General features: G+C 65.8%; 17 protein-coding genes. 7 read left to right on the top strand and 10 right to left on the bottom strand.

Annotated elements, in window-relative coordinates; translation table 11 throughout:
• Window positions 1-116: 116 nt before the first annotated feature.
• From phbB to J7396_RS10140, 3 genes are all read right to left on the bottom strand, one after another.
• Window positions 117-857, bottom strand: coding sequence for an acetoacetyl-CoA reductase (phbB, locus tag J7396_RS10150; protein ID WP_005912059.1), 741 nt, complete (start codon window positions 855-857; stop codon window positions 117-119).
• Window positions 858-1,028: 171 nt separating this feature from the next.
• Entirely contained in the window at window positions 1,029-2,357 is a 1,329-nt protein-coding gene (locus tag J7396_RS10145) for a CitMHS family transporter (RefSeq protein ID WP_005912056.1), read from the bottom strand.
• A gap of 226 nt (window positions 2,358-2,583) precedes the next feature.
• Window positions 2,584-3,777, bottom strand: coding sequence for an OprO/OprP family phosphate-selective porin (locus J7396_RS10140; protein ID WP_005912055.1), 1,194 nt, complete (start codon window positions 3,775-3,777; stop codon window positions 2,584-2,586).
• A 266-nt stretch (window positions 3,778-4,043) separates the two neighbouring features.
• On the opposite strand from J7396_RS10140, the gene J7396_RS10135 reads away from it, so the two are divergent.
• From J7396_RS10135 to J7396_RS10120, 4 genes are all read left to right on the top strand, one after another.
• Window positions 4,044-4,745: a response regulator transcription factor gene (locus J7396_RS10135; RefSeq protein ID WP_005912054.1), complete on the top strand. Its 702-nt coding sequence runs from the start codon at window positions 4,044-4,046 to the stop codon at window positions 4,743-4,745.
• The gene (locus tag J7396_RS10130; protein WP_184420959.1) at window positions 4,738-6,129 is read left to right on the top strand and encodes a sensor histidine kinase; all 1,392 of its coding nucleotides are present in this window, start codon (window positions 4,738-4,740) and stop codon (window positions 6,127-6,129) included. The genes J7396_RS10135 and J7396_RS10130 overlap by 8 nt, the downstream gene beginning before the upstream one ends.
• A complete protein-coding gene (locus J7396_RS10125) occupies window positions 6,129-7,178 on the top strand; it encodes an ABC transporter substrate-binding protein (RefSeq protein WP_014091017.1) in 1,050 nt (349 codons plus the stop codon). Before J7396_RS10130 ends, J7396_RS10125 begins: the two co-directional genes overlap by 1 nt.
• Window positions 7,179-7,389: 211 nt before the next feature.
• Window positions 7,390-8,028, top strand: a complete 639-nt coding sequence (locus J7396_RS10120) for a response regulator transcription factor (RefSeq protein ID WP_003483405.1) — start codon at window positions 7,390-7,392, stop codon at window positions 8,026-8,028.
• A gap of 224 nt (window positions 8,029-8,252) precedes the next feature.
• Here J7396_RS10120 and J7396_RS10115 read toward each other — a convergent pair whose 3' ends face one another.
• From J7396_RS10115 to J7396_RS10105, 3 genes are read right to left on the bottom strand one after another with little or no spacing between them, the layout of a single operon-like run.
• A complete protein-coding gene (locus tag J7396_RS10115) occupies window positions 8,253-8,621 on the bottom strand; it encodes an Atu4866 domain-containing protein (protein ID WP_031424276.1) in 369 nt (122 codons plus the stop codon).
• 11 nt (window positions 8,622-8,632) lie between these two features.
• On the bottom strand, window positions 8,633-9,178 hold the full coding sequence (locus tag J7396_RS10110; protein WP_209261390.1) for a nuclear transport factor 2 family protein: 546 nt from the start codon (window positions 9,176-9,178) through the stop codon (window positions 8,633-8,635).
• 16 nt (window positions 9,179-9,194) lie between these two features.
• A complete protein-coding gene (locus J7396_RS10105; protein WP_011348537.1) occupies window positions 9,195-10,265 on the bottom strand; it encodes an aldo/keto reductase in 1,071 nt (356 codons plus the stop codon).
• Between the two features lie 249 nt (window positions 10,266-10,514).
• Here J7396_RS10105 and J7396_RS10100 point away from each other — a divergent pair, with 249 nt between their 5' ends.
• The gene (locus J7396_RS10100; RefSeq protein ID WP_005912048.1) at window positions 10,515-11,417 is read left to right on the top strand and encodes a LysR family transcriptional regulator; all 903 of its coding nucleotides are present in this window, start codon (window positions 10,515-10,517) and stop codon (window positions 11,415-11,417) included.
• Here the strand turns inward: J7396_RS10100 and J7396_RS10095 are convergent.
• The 4 genes from J7396_RS10095 to J7396_RS10080 all read right to left on the bottom strand — a co-directional run bounded on the left by J7396_RS10095 (window position 11,409) and on the right by J7396_RS10080 (window position 18,024).
• Entirely contained in the window at window positions 11,409-12,188 is a 780-nt protein-coding gene (locus J7396_RS10095) for a substrate-binding domain-containing protein (RefSeq protein ID WP_209261389.1), read from the bottom strand. The genes J7396_RS10100 and J7396_RS10095 overlap by 9 nt on opposite strands.
• Window positions 12,185-13,534 (bottom strand): MFS transporter, encoded by a 1,350-nt coding sequence (locus J7396_RS10090; protein ID WP_014091012.1) that lies wholly within the window; start codon window positions 13,532-13,534, stop codon window positions 12,185-12,187. Before J7396_RS10090 ends, J7396_RS10095 begins: the two co-directional genes overlap by 4 nt.
• Before the next feature lie 307 nt (window positions 13,535-13,841).
• Window positions 13,842-16,487 carry a PAS-domain containing protein gene (locus J7396_RS10085; protein ID WP_209261388.1) on the bottom strand — a complete coding sequence of 882 codons (2,646 nt, stop codon included), beginning with the start codon at window positions 16,485-16,487 and terminating at the stop codon, window positions 13,842-13,844.
• 364 nt (window positions 16,488-16,851) lie between these two features.
• Entirely contained in the window at window positions 16,852-18,024 is a 1,173-nt protein-coding gene (locus J7396_RS10080) for an OprO/OprP family phosphate-selective porin (protein ID WP_008573669.1), read from the bottom strand.
• Window positions 18,025-18,307: 283 nt separating this feature from the next.
• Between J7396_RS10080 and J7396_RS10075 the strand changes: the two genes are divergently transcribed.
• Window positions 18,308-19,681: a dicarboxylate/amino acid:cation symporter gene (locus tag J7396_RS10075; RefSeq protein ID WP_003483384.1), complete on the top strand. Its 1,374-nt coding sequence runs from the start codon at window positions 18,308-18,310 to the stop codon at window positions 19,679-19,681.
• Window positions 19,682-19,877: 196 nt separating this feature from the next.
• Window positions 19,878-22,187, top strand: coding sequence for an NADP-dependent malic enzyme (locus J7396_RS10070; RefSeq protein ID WP_008573671.1), 2,310 nt, complete (start codon window positions 19,878-19,880; stop codon window positions 22,185-22,187).
• The last annotated feature ends 48 nt before the right edge of the window (window positions 22,188-22,235 follow it).

Genomic DNA, 22,235 nt, shown 5'->3' with positions numbered 1-22,235 from the left:
GCGCTGCCGCAAATCGGGCGCCGGACGTGCGGGGCAGGTGGGCAGCGAGACATGTAGCGGTGCGCGGCGAGAGCGTGTTGTGCGTACAGCGCAACCGGCCTCGTTTGCGCGCTCGCTCAGCCCATGTAGAGCCCGCCATTCACCGCGTAATCGGCGCCGGTGACATAGGCGGCCTCATCGGAGGCGAGCCAGGCGCACAGTCCGGCAACTTCGGCCGGTTTGCCGAGCCGGCGCACCGGCACCGAGGTGGCCAGGCGATCGAGCACATCCGGCGGAAAGCTGCTGATCGAGGCGCTGGCGATATAGCCGGGCGAGATGGTGTTGACGGTGACCCCGCGCGAGGCGACCTCTTGCGCCAACGCACGGCTGAAACCATGCATCGCCGCCTTGGCGGTGGCGAAATTGATCTGGCCGATCTGCCCCTTGTGCGCGCTGACCGAGCCGATATTGACGATGCGCCCCCAGCCGCGCGAGGTCATGCCATCGACCACCTGCTTGGTGATGTTGAACAACGAATGCAGGTTGCTGGCGATCACCGCATTCCAGTCGTCGCGGCTCATCTGCCGGAACAAGGTGTCGCGGCTGCCGCCGGCATTGTTGACCAGCACATCGATCTCGCCGACTTCGGCCTTGACCTTGGCGAACGCAGCCACGGTGGACTCCCAATCGGCGGCATTGCCTTCGGATGCCACGAAATCGAAGCCCAACTCGCGCTGCTCGCGCAGCCACGACGCCTTGCGCGGCGAATTGGGCCCGCAACCGGCAACCACGGTGTGCCCGCTGCGCGCCAGTTTCTGGCAGATCGCGGTACCGACACTGCCCATGCCACTGGTGACGTATGCGATGCGGAGAGTCATTGGGTGTCACTCCTTCGGAGTTGGGGAATTGGGAATGGGGAATGGGGAATCGGAAAAGCAGGAGCCACTGTTGCGAGTTCGATTTTTTCAAATTGGAAGTTGAGAATCGAAATGCGAGCGCAGCATTGCTCTACCGATTCCCCACTCCCGATTCCCCATTCCCGGCGGCGGTCAACGCGCTAGCGGAAACAAGCCAAACAACAACCCGCCGCCCAGCATCAACAGCGAAATCAGCACCGCCCACTTGAGCGTGAAGCGTTGATGGTCGGCGAAGTCGACCTTGGCCAGGCCGACCAGCAGATAGGTCGAGGGCACCAGGGGGCTGAGCAGGTGCACCGGCTGGCCGGCAAGCGAGGCGCGGGCCATTTCCACCGGGGTGATGCCATAGTGGCCGGCCGCTTCGGACAGGATCGGCAGCACGCCGAAATAAAACGCGTCGTTGGACATGAAGAACGTAAACGGCATGCTGACGATCGCCGTGATCACCGCCAGATACGGGCCCCAGCTGTCGGGAATGACGGCCAGAAAACTGCGCGACATCGCTTCGACCATGCCGGTGTTGGACAGGATGCCGGTGAAGATGCCCGCAGCGAAAATCAGCGACACCACCGACAGCACGTTGCCGGCATGATTGACCAGGCGGCGGCGCTGCTCGGCGAGGTTCGGGTAGTTGATCATCAGCGCCAGCGCAAAGCCGATCATGAACAACACCGGCATCGGCAGCACGCCCACCACCAGCGCGCCCATCAGCGCCAGGGTCAGGATCAGGTTCACCCACAGCAGCTTGGGCCGCTTCATGTCTTCGGTATCTTCCACGCGCGGCAATGCGTCGTTGTCTTCCGGGATGCTGGTGTCCAGCCAGTTGCCGTCCGCCGGCAGGCGCACCACGCCCAGGCGGCGACGTTCGCGCATGCCCAGATACCAGGCCAGCGTGAGAATGCCGGCGATCGCCAACACCATGGCCGGCACCAATGGCACGAACACATCGGCCGGATCCACATGCAGCGCGGTAGCGGCACGCGCGGTGGGGCCGCCCCACGGGGTCAGGTTCATCACGCCGCTGGACAGGATGGTGACGCAGGTGAGGTTGAGCGCGTTCATGCCCAGGCGCTGGTACAGCGGCAACATCGCAGAGACGGTGATCATGTAGGTGGTGGAGCCGTCGCCGTCGAGCGAGATCAGCAGCGCCAGGATCGCCGTGCCCATCACGATCTTCAGCGGATCGCCCTTGACCAGGCGCAGGATGCGGCCGACCAGCGGATCGAACAGCCCGGCATCGATCATCACCCCGAAATACAGGATGGCGAACATCAGCATGACGCCGGTGGGCGCGATCTTCTTGATGCCTTCGAGCATCATCTCGTTGATGCCGGTGCCGAAGCCGCCCAACAACGCGAACACGATCGGCACCGTGATCAGAGCTACCAGCGGCGACAACCGCTTGCTCATGATCAGGTACATGAAGGTGATCACCATTCCGAAACCGAGCGCGGTCAGCATGCGGGAGAATCCTTTGAGGCGTACGGCAGGGGGAGAGTGGAGCGCAGCGTTGCGCAAGGTGCGCAGCGCCGACGATGCAGGTATGCGGTTGCTGCTGGACGTACGCGAGCTAGCGCAAGCGCGGCGCTGCGCGCGGACCTGCCGCGGTAGCGGCGCGTTGCGCCGCTATGCGCGAACAGCGTGCGCACGTCGGTGTTTCTGATTGCCGACACGATGCAGTTGCGCATCAGAAGTCGTACTGAAAGCGGCCGGTTACCGCCAGCGTGTGGTCGACCACTGCGTTGGCGATGCGATCGCGGTTGTGGCTATCGATCACGTTGAGCATCACGCGCAGGTTCGGCTTGAAATACCAGTTGCCGCCCAGCGTCCACGACTGCGTGCTGGCGTTGATGAAGTCCGGTTGCCCGTCCAGATGCTGGCCGCCACGCATGTAGTCGTAGCGCAATGCCAGCTCGAACGCACCGGACGGGCGGTTGGGCGTGGCAATGCGGCTGAAGCGGCCGGTCTTGCGGTCGTACCCGCGCGATTCGCCGGTGACGAACCAGCTGACCAGCCCATAGCTGGCCAACACCTTGGCGTGCTGCGCGCCATCGTCGAGCAGGCCACCGCTGAACTCGCTCTGCCACGACCACGGGCCGAGCACTTCGGCATATTCCAGCGACCATTTGTCGAAATCGGTATCGCGGCCATCGGCAAAGCGCGCCAGGGTGATGCGGCTATTGTTGGCCAGATCGTTTTCCGGACGTGGGCGGATCAGCAGCGATGAAGCGCCCCCACTGCCCGGATGCGAATAGCGCTCGTGCGCCAGCGAGACACCCAGGTGGCGCAAGCGCGCCTGGCCCATCTCCGGCGCGTAGGTCAGGCGCGTGCCGAGCGCACCGCCCTTGGTCGAAGAATTGTCGATGCTTTCCAGGCTGTAGGCGGACGTTGACCAGGTTGCATCCGGGCGACTGGTCTGCCAGGAAATGGCCTTGCGGTAGATCGGCGCCAGCGTGGTCGAGGCGTAGCCGCGTTCCAGGAATGGGCCGTAGTTGGAGCCGGTGCGATCGTCGAGCGAGAAGTACTGCTTGAATTGGCCAACGGTCAACGTACCGGCCGAGAACTTCTTGGCGATATAGACATCGCGCGCCAGGATGCCGCGGCTGCCCGCCTCGTATTGCAGGCCGGCGAAATCCGCCTCGGCCTTGTAGTTGAAACCGTAGAACTTGCCAGACACGTCCAGCCACACGCGGCGGAACTGGGTGTCGTTGCGCTCGCGTGCACCACGGTCGTCGTTGTCGAACATGGTGAAGTCCCAATGCACGCGCCCGCCCACTTCGGCAGTGACCGGGCCGGCCTCGTCGGCTGCATGTGCCGCCGGTGCCAGGCAGATCGCCGCGCAGGCGCCCAAGGCACGCAAACGCAAGGTGTCGTTGCTCACAGACCCTCCCAGGTACAGGTGTGAATCACGTTTGGCAATGCACCGCACAACCGCCGCGGCGCGTTGGCAGCAGCCTAGTCCGGCGAAGCTGTCATGGACCTGTCAGTGCGTGGGAATGGGGAATCGGGAATGGGAAATCGCAACAGCGAAATCGCGGCAGCGGAATTGCCGAGGTGTAGAAGCTTTTGTTCTCTGGGCCTGTTACCTTCCGGCCGCGGCCCAGCGCCGTTGCAATTCCCCATTCCCTATTCACGATTCCCCACCCCATGCGCCTTCTGCTAGTCGAAGACAACGCCGATCTCGCCGATGCCATCGTGCGGCGCATGCGCCGTAGCGGGCATGCGGTGGATTGGCAGGCCGATGGGTTGGCGGCGGCCAGCGTGCTGCGGTATCAGAGCTTCGATCTGGTGGTGCTGGACATCGGTCTGCCCAAACTCGATGGGCTGCGGGTGCTGGCCGGCATGCGCGAGCGGGGCGATACCACGCCGGTGCTGATGCTGACTGCGCGCGATGGCATCGAAGACCGCGTGCAGGCACTGGATGTCGGTGCGGACGATTACCTGGGCAAGCCGTTCGACTTTCGTGAGTTCGAAGCGCGTTGCCGCGTGTTGCTGCGGCGTAACCGGGGGCAGGCCAGCGAGGTGGTGCAGATCGGCGGATTCGTCTTCGACAATGCCGCGCACACGCTGCTGCTGGATGGCGTGCCGATCGAGTTGCCCAATCGCGAATATCGCCTGTTCGAGATCCTGATCGGACGGCTCGGGCAGGTGGTTGGCAAGGACGAGATCGGCAACGGCTTGTTCGGCTTCGACGACGACGCCGGCCCCAATGCGATCGAGCTGTATGTCGGCCGGCTGCGGCGCAAACTGGCCGCCGCGCCGTTGCGTATCGTCACCGTGCGCGGTGCCGGTTACAAACTCGAAGAAGCCGACCCGCATGCGCCGGTGGAGCCGGGCGCCGATGGCTGAGCCGCTGATGGTGGCACCGTCGATCCGGCGCACCTTGCTGCTGTACCTGGGCAGCCTGTCGCTGCTGGGTGCGGTGGTGCTGTTCTTTGCCGCACGCGATTATGGCGAGCGGGCGGCCAATCGGTCCTACGATCACCTGCTGGTGTCCTCGGCGCTGTCGATCATCGACAGCGTGGCCTTGGTCGGCGGCGACTGGCAGGTGGATCTGCCGTATGCCTCGCTGGATCTGCTCGGCATGGCGCCGGAAGACCGCGTGTTCTATCGCGTGTTCGATGCGCAGGGCCGCACCATCACCGGCGAAGACACGCTGCCGCCGCCGCCGCGTGCGCCCCGCGACGAGCGGCCGCTGCTGTTCGATGCGCAGTACAGCGGCGAGCCGGTGCGCTTTGCGGTGGTGATGCATCGGGTGGCGTCGGCCTCGGGGCAGGGCGAGGTGCGCGTGCAGGTGGGCCAGACCCGGCGCGCACGCGATGCGGTGGCGCGCGATGTGGTGCTCAACGCCTTGGTGGCGATCGGCGTGCTGTCGCTGCTGGCGCTGGGCCTGGTGTGGCTGGGTGTCTACCGCGCGTTGCGGCCGCTGCAGCGCATCGAGCGCGATCTGTCGCGGCGCGAACCCTCCGACCTCAAGCCGCTGAACGTGCCGGCGCCGCAGGAAATGCAGTTGATGGTGACCGCGCTCAACCGGTTCATGGCGCGGCTATCGTCCAGCAACGAAACCCTGCGCGCCTTCATGGCCGAAGCCGCGCACCAGATGCGCACACCACTGGCGGCCTTGCGCGCGCAGGCGCAGCTGGCGATGGACGACGACGACCCGCACGAGATGCAACGCAGCCTGGTGGCGATCGAGCGCAACGCCAGCCATATGAGCCGGCTGCTCAATCAGTTGCTCAGCGATGCCAGCGTGATCCACCGCGCCAACCTGCAGCGCTTTGCCACCGTGGATCTGGCCGATGTACTGCATCAGGCCCTGCACGAAGCGCTGCCGCGCAGCCCAGGCGCACCGCGCGTGCAGCTGGCGATCGACCCGAAACCGGCGCTGCTGCGCGGCGATGCCTTGCTGCTCCGCGAGGCGCTGAAAAACCTGATCGACAACGCCTGCAAATACGGTGCCGGTGCCGGTGCCCCGCTGCAGGTGGCGCTCACCAGCGACGGCAACCACCACGTGCTGACCATTGCCGATCATGGCCCGGGCATTCCGGCGGCCGAAGCCGAGCGTGTGTTCGAGCGTTTCGTGCGGGGGGCGGATGCGCCGGCCGGCGGCGCCGGGCTGGGGTTGGCCATCGTCAAGCGCGTGGTGGAAGCGCATGGCGGACGCATCGATCTGTCCAACCGCATCGGTGGCGGCTTGATCGCCTCGCTGCATTTTCCCGGAGGAGACGCGTGATGCGGGCGATGTGGATGCTGCTGTTGCTGCTGGTCCATGGCATGGCCTGCGCGGCGCCCGGCGATGTGCGGCGCTTTCCTGCACAGGGCCCGGTGCGTGTGCAGCTGCGCGTGCAGGGCTCCACCGACCTGGAAGTGTTCGGCGCAGTCATCCGGGATTACCAGCGGCTGCATCCGGGCACCGAGGTGATCTACGAAGACGTGATTGCCTGGGACATCTATGACCGTTATCTGCACCCAAGTCATGGCGCACCTGCTGCAGACATGCTGATCAGCGCCAGCATGGATCTGCAGACCAAACTGGTGAACGACGGCCACGCGTTGGCGCATCGCTCCGCACAGACCGAAGCCTTGCCGGCATGGGCGCAATGGCGCCATGAAGTGTTCGGCATCAGCTACGAGCCGGTGGCCATCGTCTACAACACGCGCAAGCTGGATGCCGCCCGCGTGCCGCGCACGCGCCGGCAGTTGCTGGCGTTGTTGCGCGCGCCCGATGCACCGCTGCGCGGCAAGGTCGGCACCTACGATGTCGAACGCAGCGGCGTGGGGTATCTGTTCGCTACCCAGGACGGCCAGGTGGGCAGTATCGCCGGCGCGCTGCTCGCGGCGCTGGGGGCCAACCGGGTGGTGTTGGAGGAGCGCACCGGCAGCCTGCTTGATCGGGTCAGCCGTGGCGAGCTCCTGCTGGCCTACAACGTGCTTGGCTCCTACGCGCAGGCCCGCATTGACTCGGGCGCGCCGCTGGGCATCGTGCAGCCGCAGGACTACACGCTGGTGGCGCTGCGCACGGCGGTGATCCCCAAGACGGCGCCGCATGCGCCGGAGGCGCGCCGGTTTCTGGACTACCTGCTTTCGCCGCGCGGCCAGCAGGTGCTGTCGCGCGAGGCGCGGCTGATGCCGATCCTGCCGGCCGCCGGTGGCCGCGGCGGTTCGGCGCAGCCACCGTTCCGCCCGATCCCGCTCGGCCCCGGTCTGCTGGTATATCTGGACAAGCTCAAACGCCGCCAGTTCCTGGACGCCTGGCGGGCGAGCACGCAGCCGCCGCGTTAGAGCGTGTGATGCACGTTGAGATGAGATGCATTGGCCGTCAGCGGTGTGGAGCGGCCACCGCTTGGCTTGTCTTGGCGCGCCAGTCAAGCCGGCGCCACGCAGCACCCGCTCCGTGCCGCTGACGGCCAACCCTCCGCTTCGCACTCACCTCAACGTACATGACACGCTCTAGTGCAAGGCATCGGCGGCGGCGCTGTGCCAGACTTGGCGCATGGCTGATCTCACCATTCTCGTCGCCGACGACCACCCGCTGTTCCGCGCCGCCGTCATCCACGTGCTGCAGCAGACCCTGCCGCAGGCCAACGTGGTGGAAGCCTCCAGCGCTGCCACCCTGAGTGCCATGCTGCGTTCGCATCCGCAGGCCGAGCTGGTGCTGCTGGATCTGGCCATGCCCGGTGCACGCGGTTTTTCGGCGTTGTTGCACGTGCGTGGCGAACACCCGGACATTCCGGTGGTGGTGATCTCCTCCAACGATCATCCGCGTGTGATCCGGCGTGCGCAGCAGTTCGGCGCGGCCGGGTTCATTCCCAAATCCACGCCGGCCGAATCGATCGGCACCGCGGTGGCCAGCGTGCTGGAAGGCGGCACCTGGTTCCCGCCGATGACCGCCGAGCGTTCGGAGGCCGACGCACAACTGGCTTCCAAACTCGCCCAGCTCACCCCGCAACAGTTCCGTGTGCTGCTGAGCCTGGCCGATGGCCTGCTCAACAAGCAGATCGCGCACGAACTGGGCCTGGCCGAGAACACCGTCAAGGTGCACGTCACCGCGATCCTGAAAAAGCTCGACTGCTACAGCCGCACCCAGGCCGCGGTGCTGGTCAAGGCGCTGGAGCCGGAAGGCGAGGGCTGAGCTAGCCTGCGCGACGGGTGGCCGCGCATTGCCGTCTGCAGCCGGCATGACACATCCCGCAGAACGCTTGCAGGCATTGCGCCTGCGCATCAAGAGCGGCTGGCAAAACGCAGCGCGCAGTCGTCAGGTGAGCATGGACTGCGTACTCAGACCCTCAGTGCACGCGCAGCTACATGCGGCAGCGAGCACCAGCCGCATGGCGACTGCAGCAGTGTCTATTGGCTCTAGGCCGGCGGCTGCCGATAGAACACCATGCCGCCATGATGCAGCTCGTCGTCGGTGACGAAGCGGCCATCGGCGGTGAAGCCGGTGTCGTCCCAGTATTCGATGTGCGTGCCGGTGATTTCGTAACGGCCCTGGTAGGCGCTTTGGCGCGTGCCGCGTGCCTCGTCGTAGCGGCCGTTCGGCAGGAGTTCCTGCCGGATCCGTCCGTCGCCGGTGACCCACATGCCGAGATAGGGGTGTGCTTGCATCGGATGTCCTGGTTGCTGGGTCGCGATCGTGGCGGGTGCCGTGGGCGGTTGCGCAGCTGCCGCGAACGGGCAGGCGAGCGCCGAGCCGGCGCCCAGCGCCACCGCGATGGCGGCTTTCATCGGCCTGTCGCTCATGGGCTGGCCCTGCGTTGCATTTGGCTGCGACCGCGCTGCAGCACGGCATCGTAGGCCGGCAGGTCCAGGAACGCGTTGACCTCGACCGCCTTGCCACCGGCCATCCGCATGATCCATGCGTAGCGATTGCGATAGCTGCCGCCATCGCGCAGCGTGGCCACGCCTTCCCACTGCACGATGACGTGCTCGCCATCGGTCCAGATGCGTTGCTGCACCGGCCGCAGTGGCGAGGCCAGGCGCTCGCTCAGCGGACGCACCGCGGTGTCGACCAACACCTCGCGACCACGCAAGGTGCCGGCGCTCGGACCGGAGCCTTCGATGGTCCACACCACCTCGGGCGACAGCAGCGTCTCGAAGATGCCGCTGCCCCCGTTTCGCCACTGCGCAAAGGCCGCTTCGACGATGCGCTTGTTGCAGATGGGCACGAGTTGCTCTGCGCAGGTGTCTGTGGATGCAGCATCCTTGGATGTCGCGCCGGCATTGCCTGCGAACGCTGCGGCGACAAGCAGCGCTGCTGCCGTGATGGTTGGGAGTCTGGTCATGGCTGCTCCGTGGTGGTTAGGTGCGCAGCTGCACGTGATGGGTGCCGTAGATCAACTGCTGCGCCATCGGCCTGCCGATGAAGCGTTCGGGGAAGATCGGCGGCACTGCGCTGACCGCGTCCAGGCGCGCGACATGCGCGTCGCTGAGCACGATCTCCAGCGCGCCGAAGTTGTCTTCGGCCTGCTGCAAGGTGCGTGCGCCCATCACCGGCGACACGACGGCCGGGTTGCGCAAGGTCCAGGCCAGCGCCACCTGCGAGCGCGATGCGCCCAGTTCATCGGCGACCGCACCGACCACATCGGCGATCTCCAGCGCGCGTGCATTGAGATGCCCGGTCGAGGCGATCACGCCCTTGCGGCTGCTCGACACCTCTGCCGCATTGTCGTCGGTCAGATCGGCGCGGCTGTATTTGCCGGTGAGGATGCCACCGCCCAGAGGCGACCACGGCAACACGCCCAGGCCGAGTTCGCGCGCCATCGGCAGCAGCTCGTGTTCGACGCTGCGTTCGACCAGGCTGTACTCGATCTGCAGCGCCACCAACGGCGACCAGCCGCGCAGGTCGGCCAGGGTCTGCAATTGCGCCACGCGCCAGGCCGGCGTATTGCAGATGCCCAGATAAAGCACCTTGCCCGATTGCACCAGATGCTCCAGCCCGCGCATCACCTCGTCCGGTGCGGTGGTGAAGTCCCAGGCGTGCAGGTACAGCAGGTCGATCCGGTCGGTGGCAAGTTGGCGCAGGCTGGTTTCAACCGAGCGAATCAGGTTCAGGCGATGATTGCCGCCGGAATTGATGTTGTCCGCATCGCGCGCCATGGTGAATTTGGTGGCCAGCACGAAGCGTTCGCGTCGGTCCTTGATCAACTCGCCGAGGATGCGTTCGGAGCCGCCGTTGGTGTAGTTCACCGCGGTGTCGATGAAGTTGCCGCCGCGGTCGGCATAGGCGTCGAAGATGCGTTTGGCTTCGCCTGCATCTGCGCCCCAACCCCAGGCTTCGCCGAAGGTCATGGTGCCCAGCGACAGGGGCGAGACGCGCAGGCCGGAGCGGCCGAGCAAGCGGTAGTGGTCCAGTGAGCGTGGCTGATGCATGCGTGATGTCTCCCGGTAGCGACGTGGTGCGTGTTGCCAGCCACTGTGCAGCGGCGCGGGGGGCGAGCGTGAGCCTGGTTATCCGGCATCCTTGCCTGATCGTCCGAATGGCCGAGGCCAGTCATGGCTGTTCCCATGCCGATGCATGCACTGCGCCCGAATGCAGTGGCTCTCTTGGCGTCAGACGCAACACCGCAGGCAAGCGTCTATGCTATGGCGACCGCCATCGAACACTGAAGCCGCGGCACCGTGACCATCAAATTCGACCTCAACGATCTGCAGGCATTCCGTGCGGTTGCCGAAAACGGCAGCTTTCGCCGCGCTGCCGAACGCATCCGCATCACGCAACCGGCACTCAGCCGCAGGATCGACAAGCTCGAGTCGGCGTTGAACGTCAAACTGTTCGAGCGCACCACGCGCAAGGTCACGCTCACCACCGTCGGCCAGGCGTTCATGCCGCAGGTCGAGCGCATGCTCGACGATCTGGACATGGCGCTGATGAGCATCGGCGATGCAGGGTCCAGCAGGATGGGCACGGTGACCGTGGCCTGCGTGCCGTCTGCGGCGTACTACTTCATGCCGCAGGCGATCCACGGGCTGCATCAGTTGTTTCCCAAGATCCGCATCCGGCTGTTCGACGGCAGCGCCAGTCATGTCAGTGCGGCAGTGGCCTCCGGCGAAGCGGATTTCGGGGTCAGCTTCAGCGGCAACCTGGCGCCGGAGGTGGAGTTCGAACCGTTGTTGCAGGAGCGCTATGTGATTGCCTGCCGCCAGGACCATCCGCTGTCCGGGCGCGCACAGGTCAGCTGGCAGGAGGCCTACGGTTACGACTACATCACGCTGGACAAGACATCGGGCAACCGGCTGGTGCTGGATCGGGCGCTGGCTGCATTCACGCCGGACAAGCCGAGCATCTGCGAGACCCGGCATGTCACCACGTTGCTGGGGTTGGTGGAGGCCGGCGTCGGTATTGCCGCCGTGCCGTCGATTGCCATGCCGTCCGGCCCGCATCCGGTGCTGGCGGCGGTGCCGCTGGTCGAACCGGAGGTGTCGCGCAACGTGGGGCTGCTGAAACGTCGCGGACGCACGCTGACACCGACCGCGCTGGAACTGGCGGAACTGGTGCGACGGATGCCCGCACGTTCAGGGTGACACCGGGTCCAGGCCGGTCGCGCGCGCCACCGCCTGCGCATTACCCGACTGCAGGTACGCAAGCAGGCGCTTGGCCGCCTCGGGATGCTCCGCGTTGACCGGAACGCCCGCCGCATAGCGCGTGATCGACTGCAGCGGTTCGGGGATCTTGCCGACAAACTCCACGCCTGTCACCGGAAGCAGCTCGGCCACCTGCTGAAAGCCGAGCTGATAGCTGCCATCGGCCACCACCGTGCCCACCGGGATGCGCGGAATCTTCTTGCTCTTGGCCATCATCGGGCCTTCGATCTGCAACTTTTTGAATAGCGTGGTTTCGATGTAGACGCCGCTGGCGCTGTCGGAATAGGCCACCGAATCGGCGTGCAGCAGTGTCTGTTTGAAGTGCTCGACGCTGTCGATCTTGGGTTTGGGTGCACCGCTGCGCACCACCATGCCGATCCTGGAATCGGCCAGTTCCACCCGCGATGCCGGGTCGACCACGCCTGTGTCGATCAGCGTCTGCAGCGCGCTGCCGACCATGATCACCACATCGGCATGCTCACCGCGTGCAAGCCGGTTGGGAATGGCTTGTGGCGTTTCGCCCATCGAAGGACCGAGCAGGGTGGTGACCTTCACCCCGGTCTGCTTGCTGTATTGCGGCGCCAGGCGATCGAAGGCGGCCGTGAAACCGCCGGAGGTCATCACGGTCAACTCCTGTGCGCCCGCCGCTGTGGACAGCAGAACCGTTGCAACGATCGCAGCCAACCATTTTTTCCACCTGCTCCGCATCATTTCGTCGCTCCTGCCGCAGCATCCAGGCCGGTCGCCGTCGCTGGATTGCCTTGGCGGCGATACAGAAACAGCGTGGCCCCCAGCGCGCACGCCGACGCGAAGACCAGCCAATAGCCGGGCGCCGCCTTGTCGCCGGTGACATGGATCAGCCAGGTGGAGATCACCGGCGTAAAACCGCCAAACACCGCGGTTGCCAGGCTGTAGGCGAGCGAAAATCCTGCTACCCGCACATGCGCTGGCATCCGTTCGGTGAGCGCCGGGATCATGGCGCCGTTGTAGAGGCCGTAGATGAAGGACAGCCACAGCAGCGCCTGCAACATATGCGTAAAGCTCGGCGCGGCCGCAAGCAACGCGAGCACCGGATAGGCCGTCGCGATGCACACCACCGCCATGGTCACCAGCAGCGGCTTGCGGCCGAAGCGGTCGCTGAGCGCGCCGCCGATCGGCAGCCAGATGAAATTGGACACGCCCACCAGCAGCGTCACGATCAATGCATCGCCGGTGCTGAGTTTGAGCACGGTCTTGCCGAACGTCGGTGCGTACACGGTGATCAGATAGAACGCGGTCGTCGTCAGCGCGACCATCAAGCCGCCGGCAATCACGATGCCGGCATTGTTCGCCAGCCCGCGCATCACCTGCTTCATCGTGACCGGCTGCCGGCGCTGCGCAAATTCGGCAGTCTCCTCCAGGCTTCGCCGCAGCAAGAAGATGAAAGGGATGATGACGCAACCGATGCCGAACGGAATCCGCCAGCCCCATTGCGCCAGATCCTGCGGCGCCATCAGCTGGTTGAGCGCAAACCCGATCGCGGCTGCCGCGACGATGGCAAGCTGCTGGCTGGCCGATTGCCAACTGGCATAGAAGCCGCGCCGGCCCGGTGTCGCCATCTCGGCCAGATACACCGATACGCCGCCCATTTCCGCGCCGGCCGAAAAGCCCTGCAGCAAGCGCCCGAGCAGCACCAGGGCCGGGGCCCACAAGCCGATGCTGGCGTAGCCTGGCACCAGCACGATCAGCACGGTACCGCTGGCCATGATCGCCAAGGTGACGATCAGGCCTTTGCGGCGCCCGACATCGTCGATGTAGGCACCCAGGATCACCGCACCCAGCGGCCGCATCAGAAAGCCCGCGCCAAACACGGCGAAGGTCATCATCAGGGACGCGAATTCGTTGCTCGCCGGGAAGAAGGCCGCGGCGATCTGCGTTGCGTAAAAACCGAACAGGAAGAAGTCGAACTGCTCGAGGAAGTTGCCCGAGGTCACCCTCAGCACCATCCCGAGTTTGGACTGTTGCGTTGCCTCACCGCTGGAACTGTGCATAAATCGCCCTCCACGATAGGTATGCATGGACGTCTGACACCTGAGGCACTCGATTCTGGTCCAGATGGTCGATGTTGATAATTGCTGCTTTCTCATCGATTGATGCGCGTTGAACATCGGCCCGCGCGGCTGCAGTGCGCGACGCGCAGTACCCTCGCCACGATGCGCATGCCGCATTCGCCAGCGGCCGCTGGCGTTGCCGCCTGACCTGAAGGTCGATCCGTCCATGCCGTCGCCGCAGGTGCGCTGGCGGCCTGCCGATGTGCCGATTAGATTGGTGCGTGCGCTGCCGGTCTTGGGCGCGTGAGAGCAAGCAGGCAGCGCTGGCAGCGCGCTACCCGCGCCGCATCAACATCTGCGTCACCAGCGCACGCAAGGCAGGCGGACGGACCGGTTTGGACAAAAATCCCCAACCCAGATCCAGCGCATGCTCGCGCAGGACAGGGTCGGGTTCTGCGGTGACCAGGATCACCCGTGGCTCGCGTTGCCAGCGTTCCACCAACTGCGACAGCAGCATGGGGCCGTGGTGTGCGCCCATGCGCACATCCAGCAGCAGCAGTTCCGGCACCTCCTCGGCATTGGCCGCGCTCAATGCCTCATCCGGGCCGCCGGCGAAATCCACCCGGCATTCCCAGCGTTCCAGCAGCGTGCGGGTGGCTTCGCACACCAATGGCTCATCGTCCACGCACCATACCCGGCAGCCGTGCAGGATGGGGTCGTTGCCGTGTTCGGTAGTGCTGGCCGGCGCTGGCAGTTGCCGTGCGATGGCGGTGCGATCGCCCAGCGGGACAGTCACCGAAAACACGCTGCCGGCGCCCAGGGTGGAACGCAGCCCGATGCGATGGCCGAGCAGACGGCCGATGCGCTCGACGATGGCCAGGCCCAGGCCTGCGCCGCGATCGTTGGCCACGCCGTCGTCCAGGCGGCGGAATTCTTCGAAGATTTCGTGTTGCAAGGCGTCGGGGATGCCGGGGCCCTGGTCGTGCACTTCGATACGCAGCCAGCCGCCACGGCGACGGCAGCCGATCAGCACGCGCCCGCGCGGCGTGTAGCGGATGGCGTTGGACAGAAAGTTCTGCAGGATGCGGCGCAGCAGGTTTTCATCGCTCAATACCACCGCCGAGGTCGGCACCGATTCCAGTACCAACCCGCGGTCTTCGGCCAGGATGCCGAAGTCGCGCGCCAGGGTGTCCAGCAAGGGCGCAAGCGCAAAGTCGCGCACCTGGGTCTTCAGGCTGCCCGCTTCCAGGCGCGAGATGTCGAGCAGGCTGTTGAGGATGGCGTCCTGCGCAGCCAGTGCACCGTCGATGTTGTCGACCACGCGTGCGCTGCCAGCCTCGCGCACTTGCCCGCGCAGCACCGAGACGAACATGCGCGCGGCGTTGAGGGGCTGCAGCAGGTCGTGCACCGCCGAGGCGACGAAGCGGGTCTTGTAGCGGTTGGCGCTTTCGGCTTCGCGCTTGGCCGCCGCCAGGTCGCGGGTGCGCTCGGCCACGCGGTGTTCCAGCGCGTCGGCCAGCGAACGCAGTTCGCGTGCGGCGTTCTTGTAGCTGGTGATGTCGGCGTAACTGGTGACAAAGCCGCCATCGGGCAGCGGATTGCCGCGGATTTCCAGCACGGTGCCGTCTTCTTTTTCGCTCTCGCGCATATGCGGCTTGCCGCTGCGTAAATGATTCAGGCGCCGCTCGATCGCCGCCTCGATCGGCCCCGGCCCCAGCAGGCCGCGGCGTGCATTGAAGCGGAACAGGTCTTCGATCGGTCGGCCGATCTTGAGCAGTTCCGGCGGGAACCGGAATAGCTCCACATAGCGCGAATTCCACGCCACCAGGTTGAGCGCCTCGTCGATCACCACCACGCCTTGCGGCAGATGTTCCAGGCTGCGGCTCAGGCCGGCATTGGCCTGCTGCGCGGCGGTCACCACGCCGTCCTGGGCCGTGCGCAGTTCTTCGGCGTGTTGCTGCAGCAAGGTTTCCAGTTCGTGCCGGCTGCGCTGGCGTAGCGCCGACAGCCGCCGCCGTTGCTGCACGAACAACCACAGCAGTGCCAAGGCCAGCCACGCGCCGGCGGCGGCAATCGCCGCGGCGCGGCCGGCAGCGGCGCTGGCGCGGGTGTCGTGCAGCAGATGCAGGCGCCAGCCGCTTTCGGGCACTTCCAGGGTCTGCCACAGCACCTGCGCACCGAGCGGCGGGTCGCGCACGTCGGCCAGCACGCCGCCGTACCCGGTCTGCTCGATCAGCCGGCGCCGCAGCGGCAGCAATTCCTGGTCGGCGTACTGGCGGGTGCTCTGCAGTTCGCGGCGATCGCGGCCGCTGAGCGGGGCCAGCACGCGGTAGCGCCACTCCGGCTGGCTGGCCAGAAACACCACATCGTGCGCGTCCGACGCCAGCACGATATCCGGGGTCTGCAGCCACTCGCGCTCCAGCGCAGCCAGCGCGATCTTGATCACCACCACGCCCTGCACCCGGCCGGCGCCATCGACAATGGCCTGCGACAGGAAGTAGCCTGGCTCGCTGGTGGTCATGCCGATGCCGTAGAAGCTGCCGCTGCCGGTGGCCAGCGCCTGCTGGTAATACGGACGGAAGGCGTAATCCACGCCCACGTTGCTCCGTGGCGCCCGCCAGTTGCTGGCGGCCAGTGCCACGCCGTCATGGTTGATCAAGGTCAGCGTGGACGACTGCGTGACATTGTTGGCGCGTTCGAGCTTGCGGTTGAGCGCATCCACCTGTGCCGGCGACAGCGGGCCGGACACGGCCGCGCGCAACTCCGGGTCCAGCGCCAGAATCTGCGGCAACGTGCGATAGCGGTCCACGCGCTGCTGCAGCGCCTGCGCGTAGAGCCGCAGCTGGCGTCGCACGGTGGCGCTTTCATCGTGCAGCGCGCTCTGTTCGACGAAGTGCCCGGCCGCCACCATGGCCACCACCATCCCGCCCAGCACGATGGACAAGGTGAGCAGCAGGCGACGGCGTTGCGATGCGTACATGGGCGCAAGTATGCGGTCTGCTGCCGGATCGCGTAGCCATCAGCGCGTAACGGCCAACAAGAAACGGTTGCGCTCAACTCCAGACAGACGCAGCCGGCGCTCGGTGCCGCATGTGCCACGCGTCGACGACGGTTCCGGGCGCTCGGCCCGCAGTTGCCTGGCCGCTGCTCGCGATCTGTGTCAGCCGCTCATCGCACGCTGAGCAAGCGCCGAATACGACAACGGCCGCACCCGGGATGGATGCGGCCGTGTCGAATGCCTGTGGCGGTGCGATGCCGGCGGCGCGTCAGCGAACCGGCGCGCGGCCATGACGCGGCAGTGCGTCGGCGCGAATCGCCGGCGCGCTGCTTTTGCTCAGTGCAGCTTAGAACTGCACCTGCGCACGCAGTTCCATCACGTGCGGGGTTTCATGCACGCCATTGCGCGAGGAATCCACCCAGCTGTAGTTGGCCTGGAACTTGAAGTGGCTGGTGAGGTACCAGTTGGCGCCGATGGTGGTGTCGTGCTGACGGCCGCCATGCACATTGTTGTCTTCCAGGTTCAGGCGGCTGTAGCGGGCGGTCAGCTCGACCGCGCCGTAGTCGTGCGACGGCTTGATGTTGCCCGGCACGCCGCCGGCATAGCTGCGCGATTCGCCGGTCAGCGTCCAGGTGCCGTAGACGTACTGGCCCTGGGCGATGAAGTGCGGCTGGTTCGCGTTGCGCGCCACTTCGGCACGCAGGGCTTCGCTCTGCAGCGAGAACGGGCCATGGATCCAGACCGCTTCCAGGCCGGTGCGGATCACATGGTCCACATCGAGGATGGTGCCGGTATCGATCAGGCGCACATCGGTCAGGCCGGCTTCCGGGCGCGCACGCAGGCGCACACGCGGGCTGAACGACACGCCGCGGCCGTCGCTGTAACCGCGCGGGTTTTCGATCGAGCCGGCGATGCCCAGGTGCAGCACGTCGCCTTCGGCCTTCATCGGGGTCCATGCCGCGTGCACGGCCTGGGTGGTGCCCGGGTTGTCGCCCTGCAGATCCTTGCCGCCGTACGCGCCGGCCTGCAGCAGGTACTGCTGACGTTCCAGCGTCCATTCCGCGCCGGTACGGCGCCCCTGGAACACCGCCTGGATCGGCAGGCCCAGTTCCATGAAGCTGCCCGCACGCGAGCTCTGCACCGCTTCCAGGCCCACCGGCACCTTCATGTAGCCCAGGCGCACGCGGCCGTAATCCTGGCCGAACAGGGCCTTGGTCTCGAACCGGTAGAACACGTCCAGCCACAGCTTGGACTCGAAGTCGTAGTACACCATGGCGTCGTAGACGCCCTTCTTCTTGATGGTGGCGCCGAATTCCTTGCGGCGGAAGTCGTTGCGGTCTTCCAGGCGGTCGTCGCCGGAGAAGTTGTTGTCGTCGTAGGCGTAGTTGCCGGTCAGGCCAAGCTCGGTGCCGTCACCGAAGGTGTACTTGGTCGGCCAGTTTTCGATCGAGGTGGCTGCATTGGCAGCGGCGGGGACGATGGCAGCAGCCAACGCCAGGACAAGCAGATTGAGGCGCATAGGTATGGTCTTCGGCAATGAAAAGGGGCCGGGCGTCCTGCCATGGCGGTCGCAATGAATGTCTTCAGCAAGCGCGCAGGGTCCGGACGACGGCAGCACAGAAACGGTGTCTGCGTTAAACGGAATTAACGGCCGGCGGCGGCGCGGCTGAAGTGTAAGCCCACGTTCAGCCGCTGGACATGGGGTAGTACCAATGGGCTATCGGCCGGGGCTGTGACGTGCGGCCAGAATGCGTGCAACGGGTGCCTGCTCGGCACCCTCTCTCGTCTCTCGGAGTGGTGTCATGCACATCAGCAAGCCTGCCGGCCCCCTGCCGGCATCCGTCCCCTTCTATCGCCAACTGTATTTTCAGGTGGTGGTGGCGATCGTTCTCGGTGCCCTGCTGGGCCATTTCGAGCCCGCCTTCGCCGAAAGCCTCAAGCCGCTGGGCGACGCGTTCATCAAGCTGGTGAAGATGATCATCGCCCCGGTGATCTTCCTGACCATCGTCACCGGCATCGCCGGCATGACCCATCTCAAGACGGTGGGCCGGGTGTTCGGCAAGGCGATGGCCTACTTCCTGTTCTTTTCCACCTTGGCCCTGGTGGTCGGTTTGGTGGTCGCTCATGTGGTGCAGCCCGGCGCCGGCATGAACATCAATCCGGCCGATCTGGACCAGAGTGCGGTCAAGAGCTACGTCGAGAAGTCGCATGACCTGACCCTGGTCGGCTTCCTGATGGACATCATCCCCAACTCGCTGATCGGCGCGTTCACCGGCGATCAGGTCGTCAACGGCAAGCTGACCGGGCCGAACATCCTGCAGGTGCTGTTCGTGGCGGTGCTGTTCGGCGTGTCGCTGGCGCTGGTGGGCGAGCGCGGCAAGCCGGTGCTGAACCTGCTGGAAGCGCTGATCGCCCCGGTGTTCAAGCTGGTACACATCCTGATGCGTGCCGCCCCGATCGGTGCCTTCGGCGCCATCGCCTTCACCATCGGCAAGTACGGCGTGGAGTCGCTGGTCAACCTGGCCTGGCTGGTGGGTTCGTTTTATCTGACATCCCTGCTGTTCGTGCTGGTGATCCTGGGGCTGGTGAGCCGGCTGTGCGGGTTTTCGGTCCTCAAGCTGATCCGCTACCTGAAGGCCGAGCTGCTGCTGGTGCTGGGCACGTCCTCGTCGGAGTCGGCGTTGCCGTCGCTGATGGAGAAGATGGAAAAGGCCGGTTGCGAGAAGTCGGTGGTGGGCCTGGTGGTGCCAACCGGGTACTCGTTCAATCTGGACGGCACCAACATCTACATGACGCTGGCGGCGCTGTTCATCGCCCAGGCCACCAATACCGAACTGACCCTGGGCCATCAGATCGCACTGCTGGCCGTGGCGATGCTCAGCTCCAAGGGAGCGGCCGGCGTCACCGGTGCCGGCTTCATCACCCTGGCCGCCACGCTGGCCGTGGTGCCTGAAGTGCCGGTGGCCGGCATGGCGCTGATTCTGGGCGTGGACCGTTTCATGAGCGAATGCCGCTCGCTGACCAACTTCATCGGCAACGCGGTGGCCACCGTGGTGGTCTCGCGCTGGGAAAACGCCCTGGACCGCGACCGGCTCAAGCTGGTGCTGGACGGCGGCGAACCGCCGCTGCTGGCCCCGGTCGGCCAACCCGGCGTGGCACCTGCCAGCCTGCGTTGATGCTTCCTACGGCCCTGTCTTCCGTCGGTGTTAGCGACGGGATGCAGGGCCGTTCTTGTTTGGCTTCCACGCCGGCTGCGCCGCCCACCACGCCGCATCCGTGATTTCCCTGCCGCGCTGACAGCTGCGCGACAGGCCCTTGTTCAGGCAGGAGGGTAGAATTCAGCCTCCTGCGCCTTCGAGAACCACACCACCGATGTCCACCGACGACTTCAAACAGGCCGCCCTCGACTACCACCGCCAGCAGCCGGCCGGCAAGATCAAGGTCACCGCGACCAAGCCGATGCTGACCCAGCGCGATCTGTCGCTAGCGTATTCGCCGGGCGTGGCGTTCGCCTGCGAGGCCATCGTCGAAGATGCCACCCAGGCCAGCGAGCTTACTGCGCGCGGCAATTTGGTGGCGGTCATCACCAACGGCACGGCGGTGCTGGGCCTGGGCAACATCGGCCCGCTGGCCTCCAAGCCGGTGATGGAAGGCAAGGGCGTGCTGTTTCAGAAGTTCGCCGGCATCGACGTGTTCGATATCGAAATCAACGAGAACGACCCGGACAAGCTGGTGGACATCATCGCCAGCCTGGAGCCGACCTTCGGCGGCATCAACCTGGAAGACATCAAGGCGCCGGAATGCTTCATCGTCGAGCGCAAGCTGCGCGAGCGCATGAACATCCCGGTGTTCCATGACGACCAGCATGGCACTGCGATCATCGTTGGCGCCGCCGTGCTCAACGCGCTGGTGGTCACCGGCAAGAAGATCGAAGAGGTCAAGCTGGCCACCACCGGCATGGGCGCGGCCGGCATTTCCTGCGTGAACATGCTGGTGTCGCTGGGCCTGAAGCCGGAGAACATCCTGGCGCTGGACCGCGATGGCGTGATCCACACCGGCCGCACCGATCTGGACCCGGACAAGCAGCGCTACGCCCGCGATACCGACAAGCGCACCCTGGCCGAAATCGTCGAAGGCGCCGATATCTTCCTGGGCCTGTCGGCCGCCGGCATCCTCAAGCCGGAGATGGTCGCCAGCATGGCGCGCCAGCCGGTGATCTTCGCGCTGGCCAACCCCAATCCGGAAATCACCCCGGAAGTGGCCAAGGCGGTGCGTCCGGATTGCATCATCGGCACCGGTCGGTCGGACTATCCGAACCAGATCAACAACGTGCTGTGCTTCCCGTACCTGTTCCGCGGCGCGCTGGACGTGGGCGCCACCGGCATCAACGAGGAAATGAAGATCGCCTGCGTCAAGGCGATCGCGGCGATGGCGCGGCGCGAGGCCTCCGACCTGGGTGCGGCCTATGGCGGCGAGACCCCGAGCTTCGGCCCCGACTACCTGATTCCGCGTCCGCTGGACCCGCGCCTGCTGGTGGAACTGTCGTCTGCGGTTGCGCAGGCGGCCATGGATTCGGGCGTGGCCACGCGCCCGATCACCGACATGGAGGCCTACCGCGACAAGCTCGGCCAGTTCGTCTACCGCACCAGCCTGATGATGAAGCCGGTCTACGACCGCGCGCGCGCCGACAAGCAGCGCGTGGTGTATGCCGAAGGCGAAGAAGAAGTGGTGCTGCGCGCGGTGCAGAACGTGGTCGACGAGGGCCTGGCCTTCCCGATCCTGATCGGCCGCCCGGACGTGATCGAAGCACGCATCGAACGCATGGGCCTGCGCCTGACCGCCGGCGTGGATTTCGAGATCACCAACATCCTCGACGACCCCCGCTTCAACGATTACTGGCAGTACTACCACGCGCTGACCGAGCGTCGTGGCGTGACCGTCACCGCGGCCAAGGAGTTGATGCGCTCGCGCCCGACCCTGATCGCGGCAGTGATGGTGGCGCGCGGCGAAGCCGACGCGATGCTGTCCGGCGTGGTTGGCCGCTTCCACAAGAAGCTGGGCTACGCGCGCAGCGTGATCCCGCTGGAACCGCGGGTGAGCTCCACCTCGGCGATGACCGGCGTGATCAACCAGCTCGGCGTGTTCTTCTTCCTGGACACCCACGTGCAGGAAGACCCCACGGTGGAGCAGGTGGTGGAAGCCACATTGCAGGCCGCGTACCGCCTCAAGCTGTTCGGCATCGAGCCGAATATCGCGCTGCTGTCGCACTCCAACTTCGGCAGCCACGACTCGCGCGATGCGCTGAAGATGCGCCAGGTGCGCGAGGCACTGCTCAAGCGCAAGCCCGAGCTCAACATCGACGGCGAAATGCAGGGCGACACCGCCTGGGACGAGGCGCTACGCAAGCAGATCATGCCCAACAGCACCTTGAAGGGCCGCGCCAACCTGTTCGTGTTGCCGAACCTGGAAGCGGCCAACATCGCCTACAACCTGGTGCGCGTGTTCACCGATGGCGTGGCGATCGGCCCGATCCTGATGGGCATCTCCAAGCCGGTGCATATCCTCACCACCAGCGCCACCTCGCGCCGGGTGATGAACATGACCGCCATCGCAGCGGTGGATGCGCAGATCCGCAGGCAGCGCGATGCGGAAAAGGCGGCAGCCGACAAGGGCACCGACTGACTCGAGATGTTCAGACTTGCCAGGTGTCCAAGACTTGGCCGAGTGCTG

It is taken from the genome of Xanthomonas sp. A1809 (assembly GCF_017746015.1).
GTDB lineage: Bacteria > Pseudomonadota > Gammaproteobacteria > Xanthomonadales > Xanthomonadaceae > Xanthomonas > Xanthomonas euvesicatoria.
This window is presented reverse-complemented; position numbering and strand designations above follow the sequence as displayed.

Bases quoted from the DNA above. Each gene is read 5' to 3' on its own strand.
- J7396_RS10110 (WP_209261390.1), bottom strand. From the start codon at position 9,178: ATGACCAGACTCCCAACCATCACGGCAGCAGCGCTGCTTGTCGCCGCA.
- J7396_RS10085 (WP_209261388.1), bottom strand. From the start codon at position 16,487: ATGTACGCATCGCAACGCCGTCGCCTGCTGCTCACCTTGTCCATCGTG.
- J7396_RS10090 (WP_014091012.1), bottom strand. From the start codon at position 13,534: ATGCATACCTATCGTGGAGGGCGATTTATGCACAGTTCCAGCGGTGAG.
- J7396_RS10095 (WP_209261389.1), bottom strand. From the start codon at position 12,188: ATGATGCGGAGCAGGTGGAAAAAATGGTTGGCTGCGATCGTTGCAACG.
- J7396_RS10070 (WP_008573671.1), top strand. From the start codon at position 19,878: ATGTCCACCGACGACTTCAAACAGGCCGCCCTCGACTACCACCGCCAG.
- J7396_RS10130 (WP_184420959.1), top strand. From the start codon at position 4,738: ATGGCTGAGCCGCTGATGGTGGCACCGTCGATCCGGCGCACCTTGCTG.
- J7396_RS10125 (WP_014091017.1), top strand. From the start codon at position 6,129: ATGCGGGCGATGTGGATGCTGCTGTTGCTGCTGGTCCATGGCATGGCC.
- phbB (WP_005912059.1), bottom strand. From the start codon at position 857: ATGACTCTCCGCATCGCATACGTCACCAGTGGCATGGGCAGTGTCGGT.
- J7396_RS10135 (WP_005912054.1), top strand. From the start codon at position 4,044: ATGCGCCTTCTGCTAGTCGAAGACAACGCCGATCTCGCCGATGCCATC.
- J7396_RS10105 (WP_011348537.1), bottom strand. From the start codon at position 10,265: ATGCATCAGCCACGCTCACTGGACCACTACCGCTTGCTCGGCCGCTCC.
- J7396_RS10075 (WP_003483384.1), top strand. From the start codon at position 18,308: ATGCACATCAGCAAGCCTGCCGGCCCCCTGCCGGCATCCGTCCCCTTC.
- J7396_RS10120 (WP_003483405.1), top strand. From the start codon at position 7,390: ATGGCTGATCTCACCATTCTCGTCGCCGACGACCACCCGCTGTTCCGC.
- J7396_RS10080 (WP_008573669.1), bottom strand. From the start codon at position 18,024: ATGCGCCTCAATCTGCTTGTCCTGGCGTTGGCTGCTGCCATCGTCCCC.
- J7396_RS10115 (WP_031424276.1), bottom strand. From the start codon at position 8,621: ATGAAAGCCGCCATCGCGGTGGCGCTGGGCGCCGGCTCGGCGCTCGCC.
- J7396_RS10145 (WP_005912056.1), bottom strand. From the start codon at position 2,357: ATGCTGACCGCGCTCGGTTTCGGAATGGTGATCACCTTCATGTACCTG.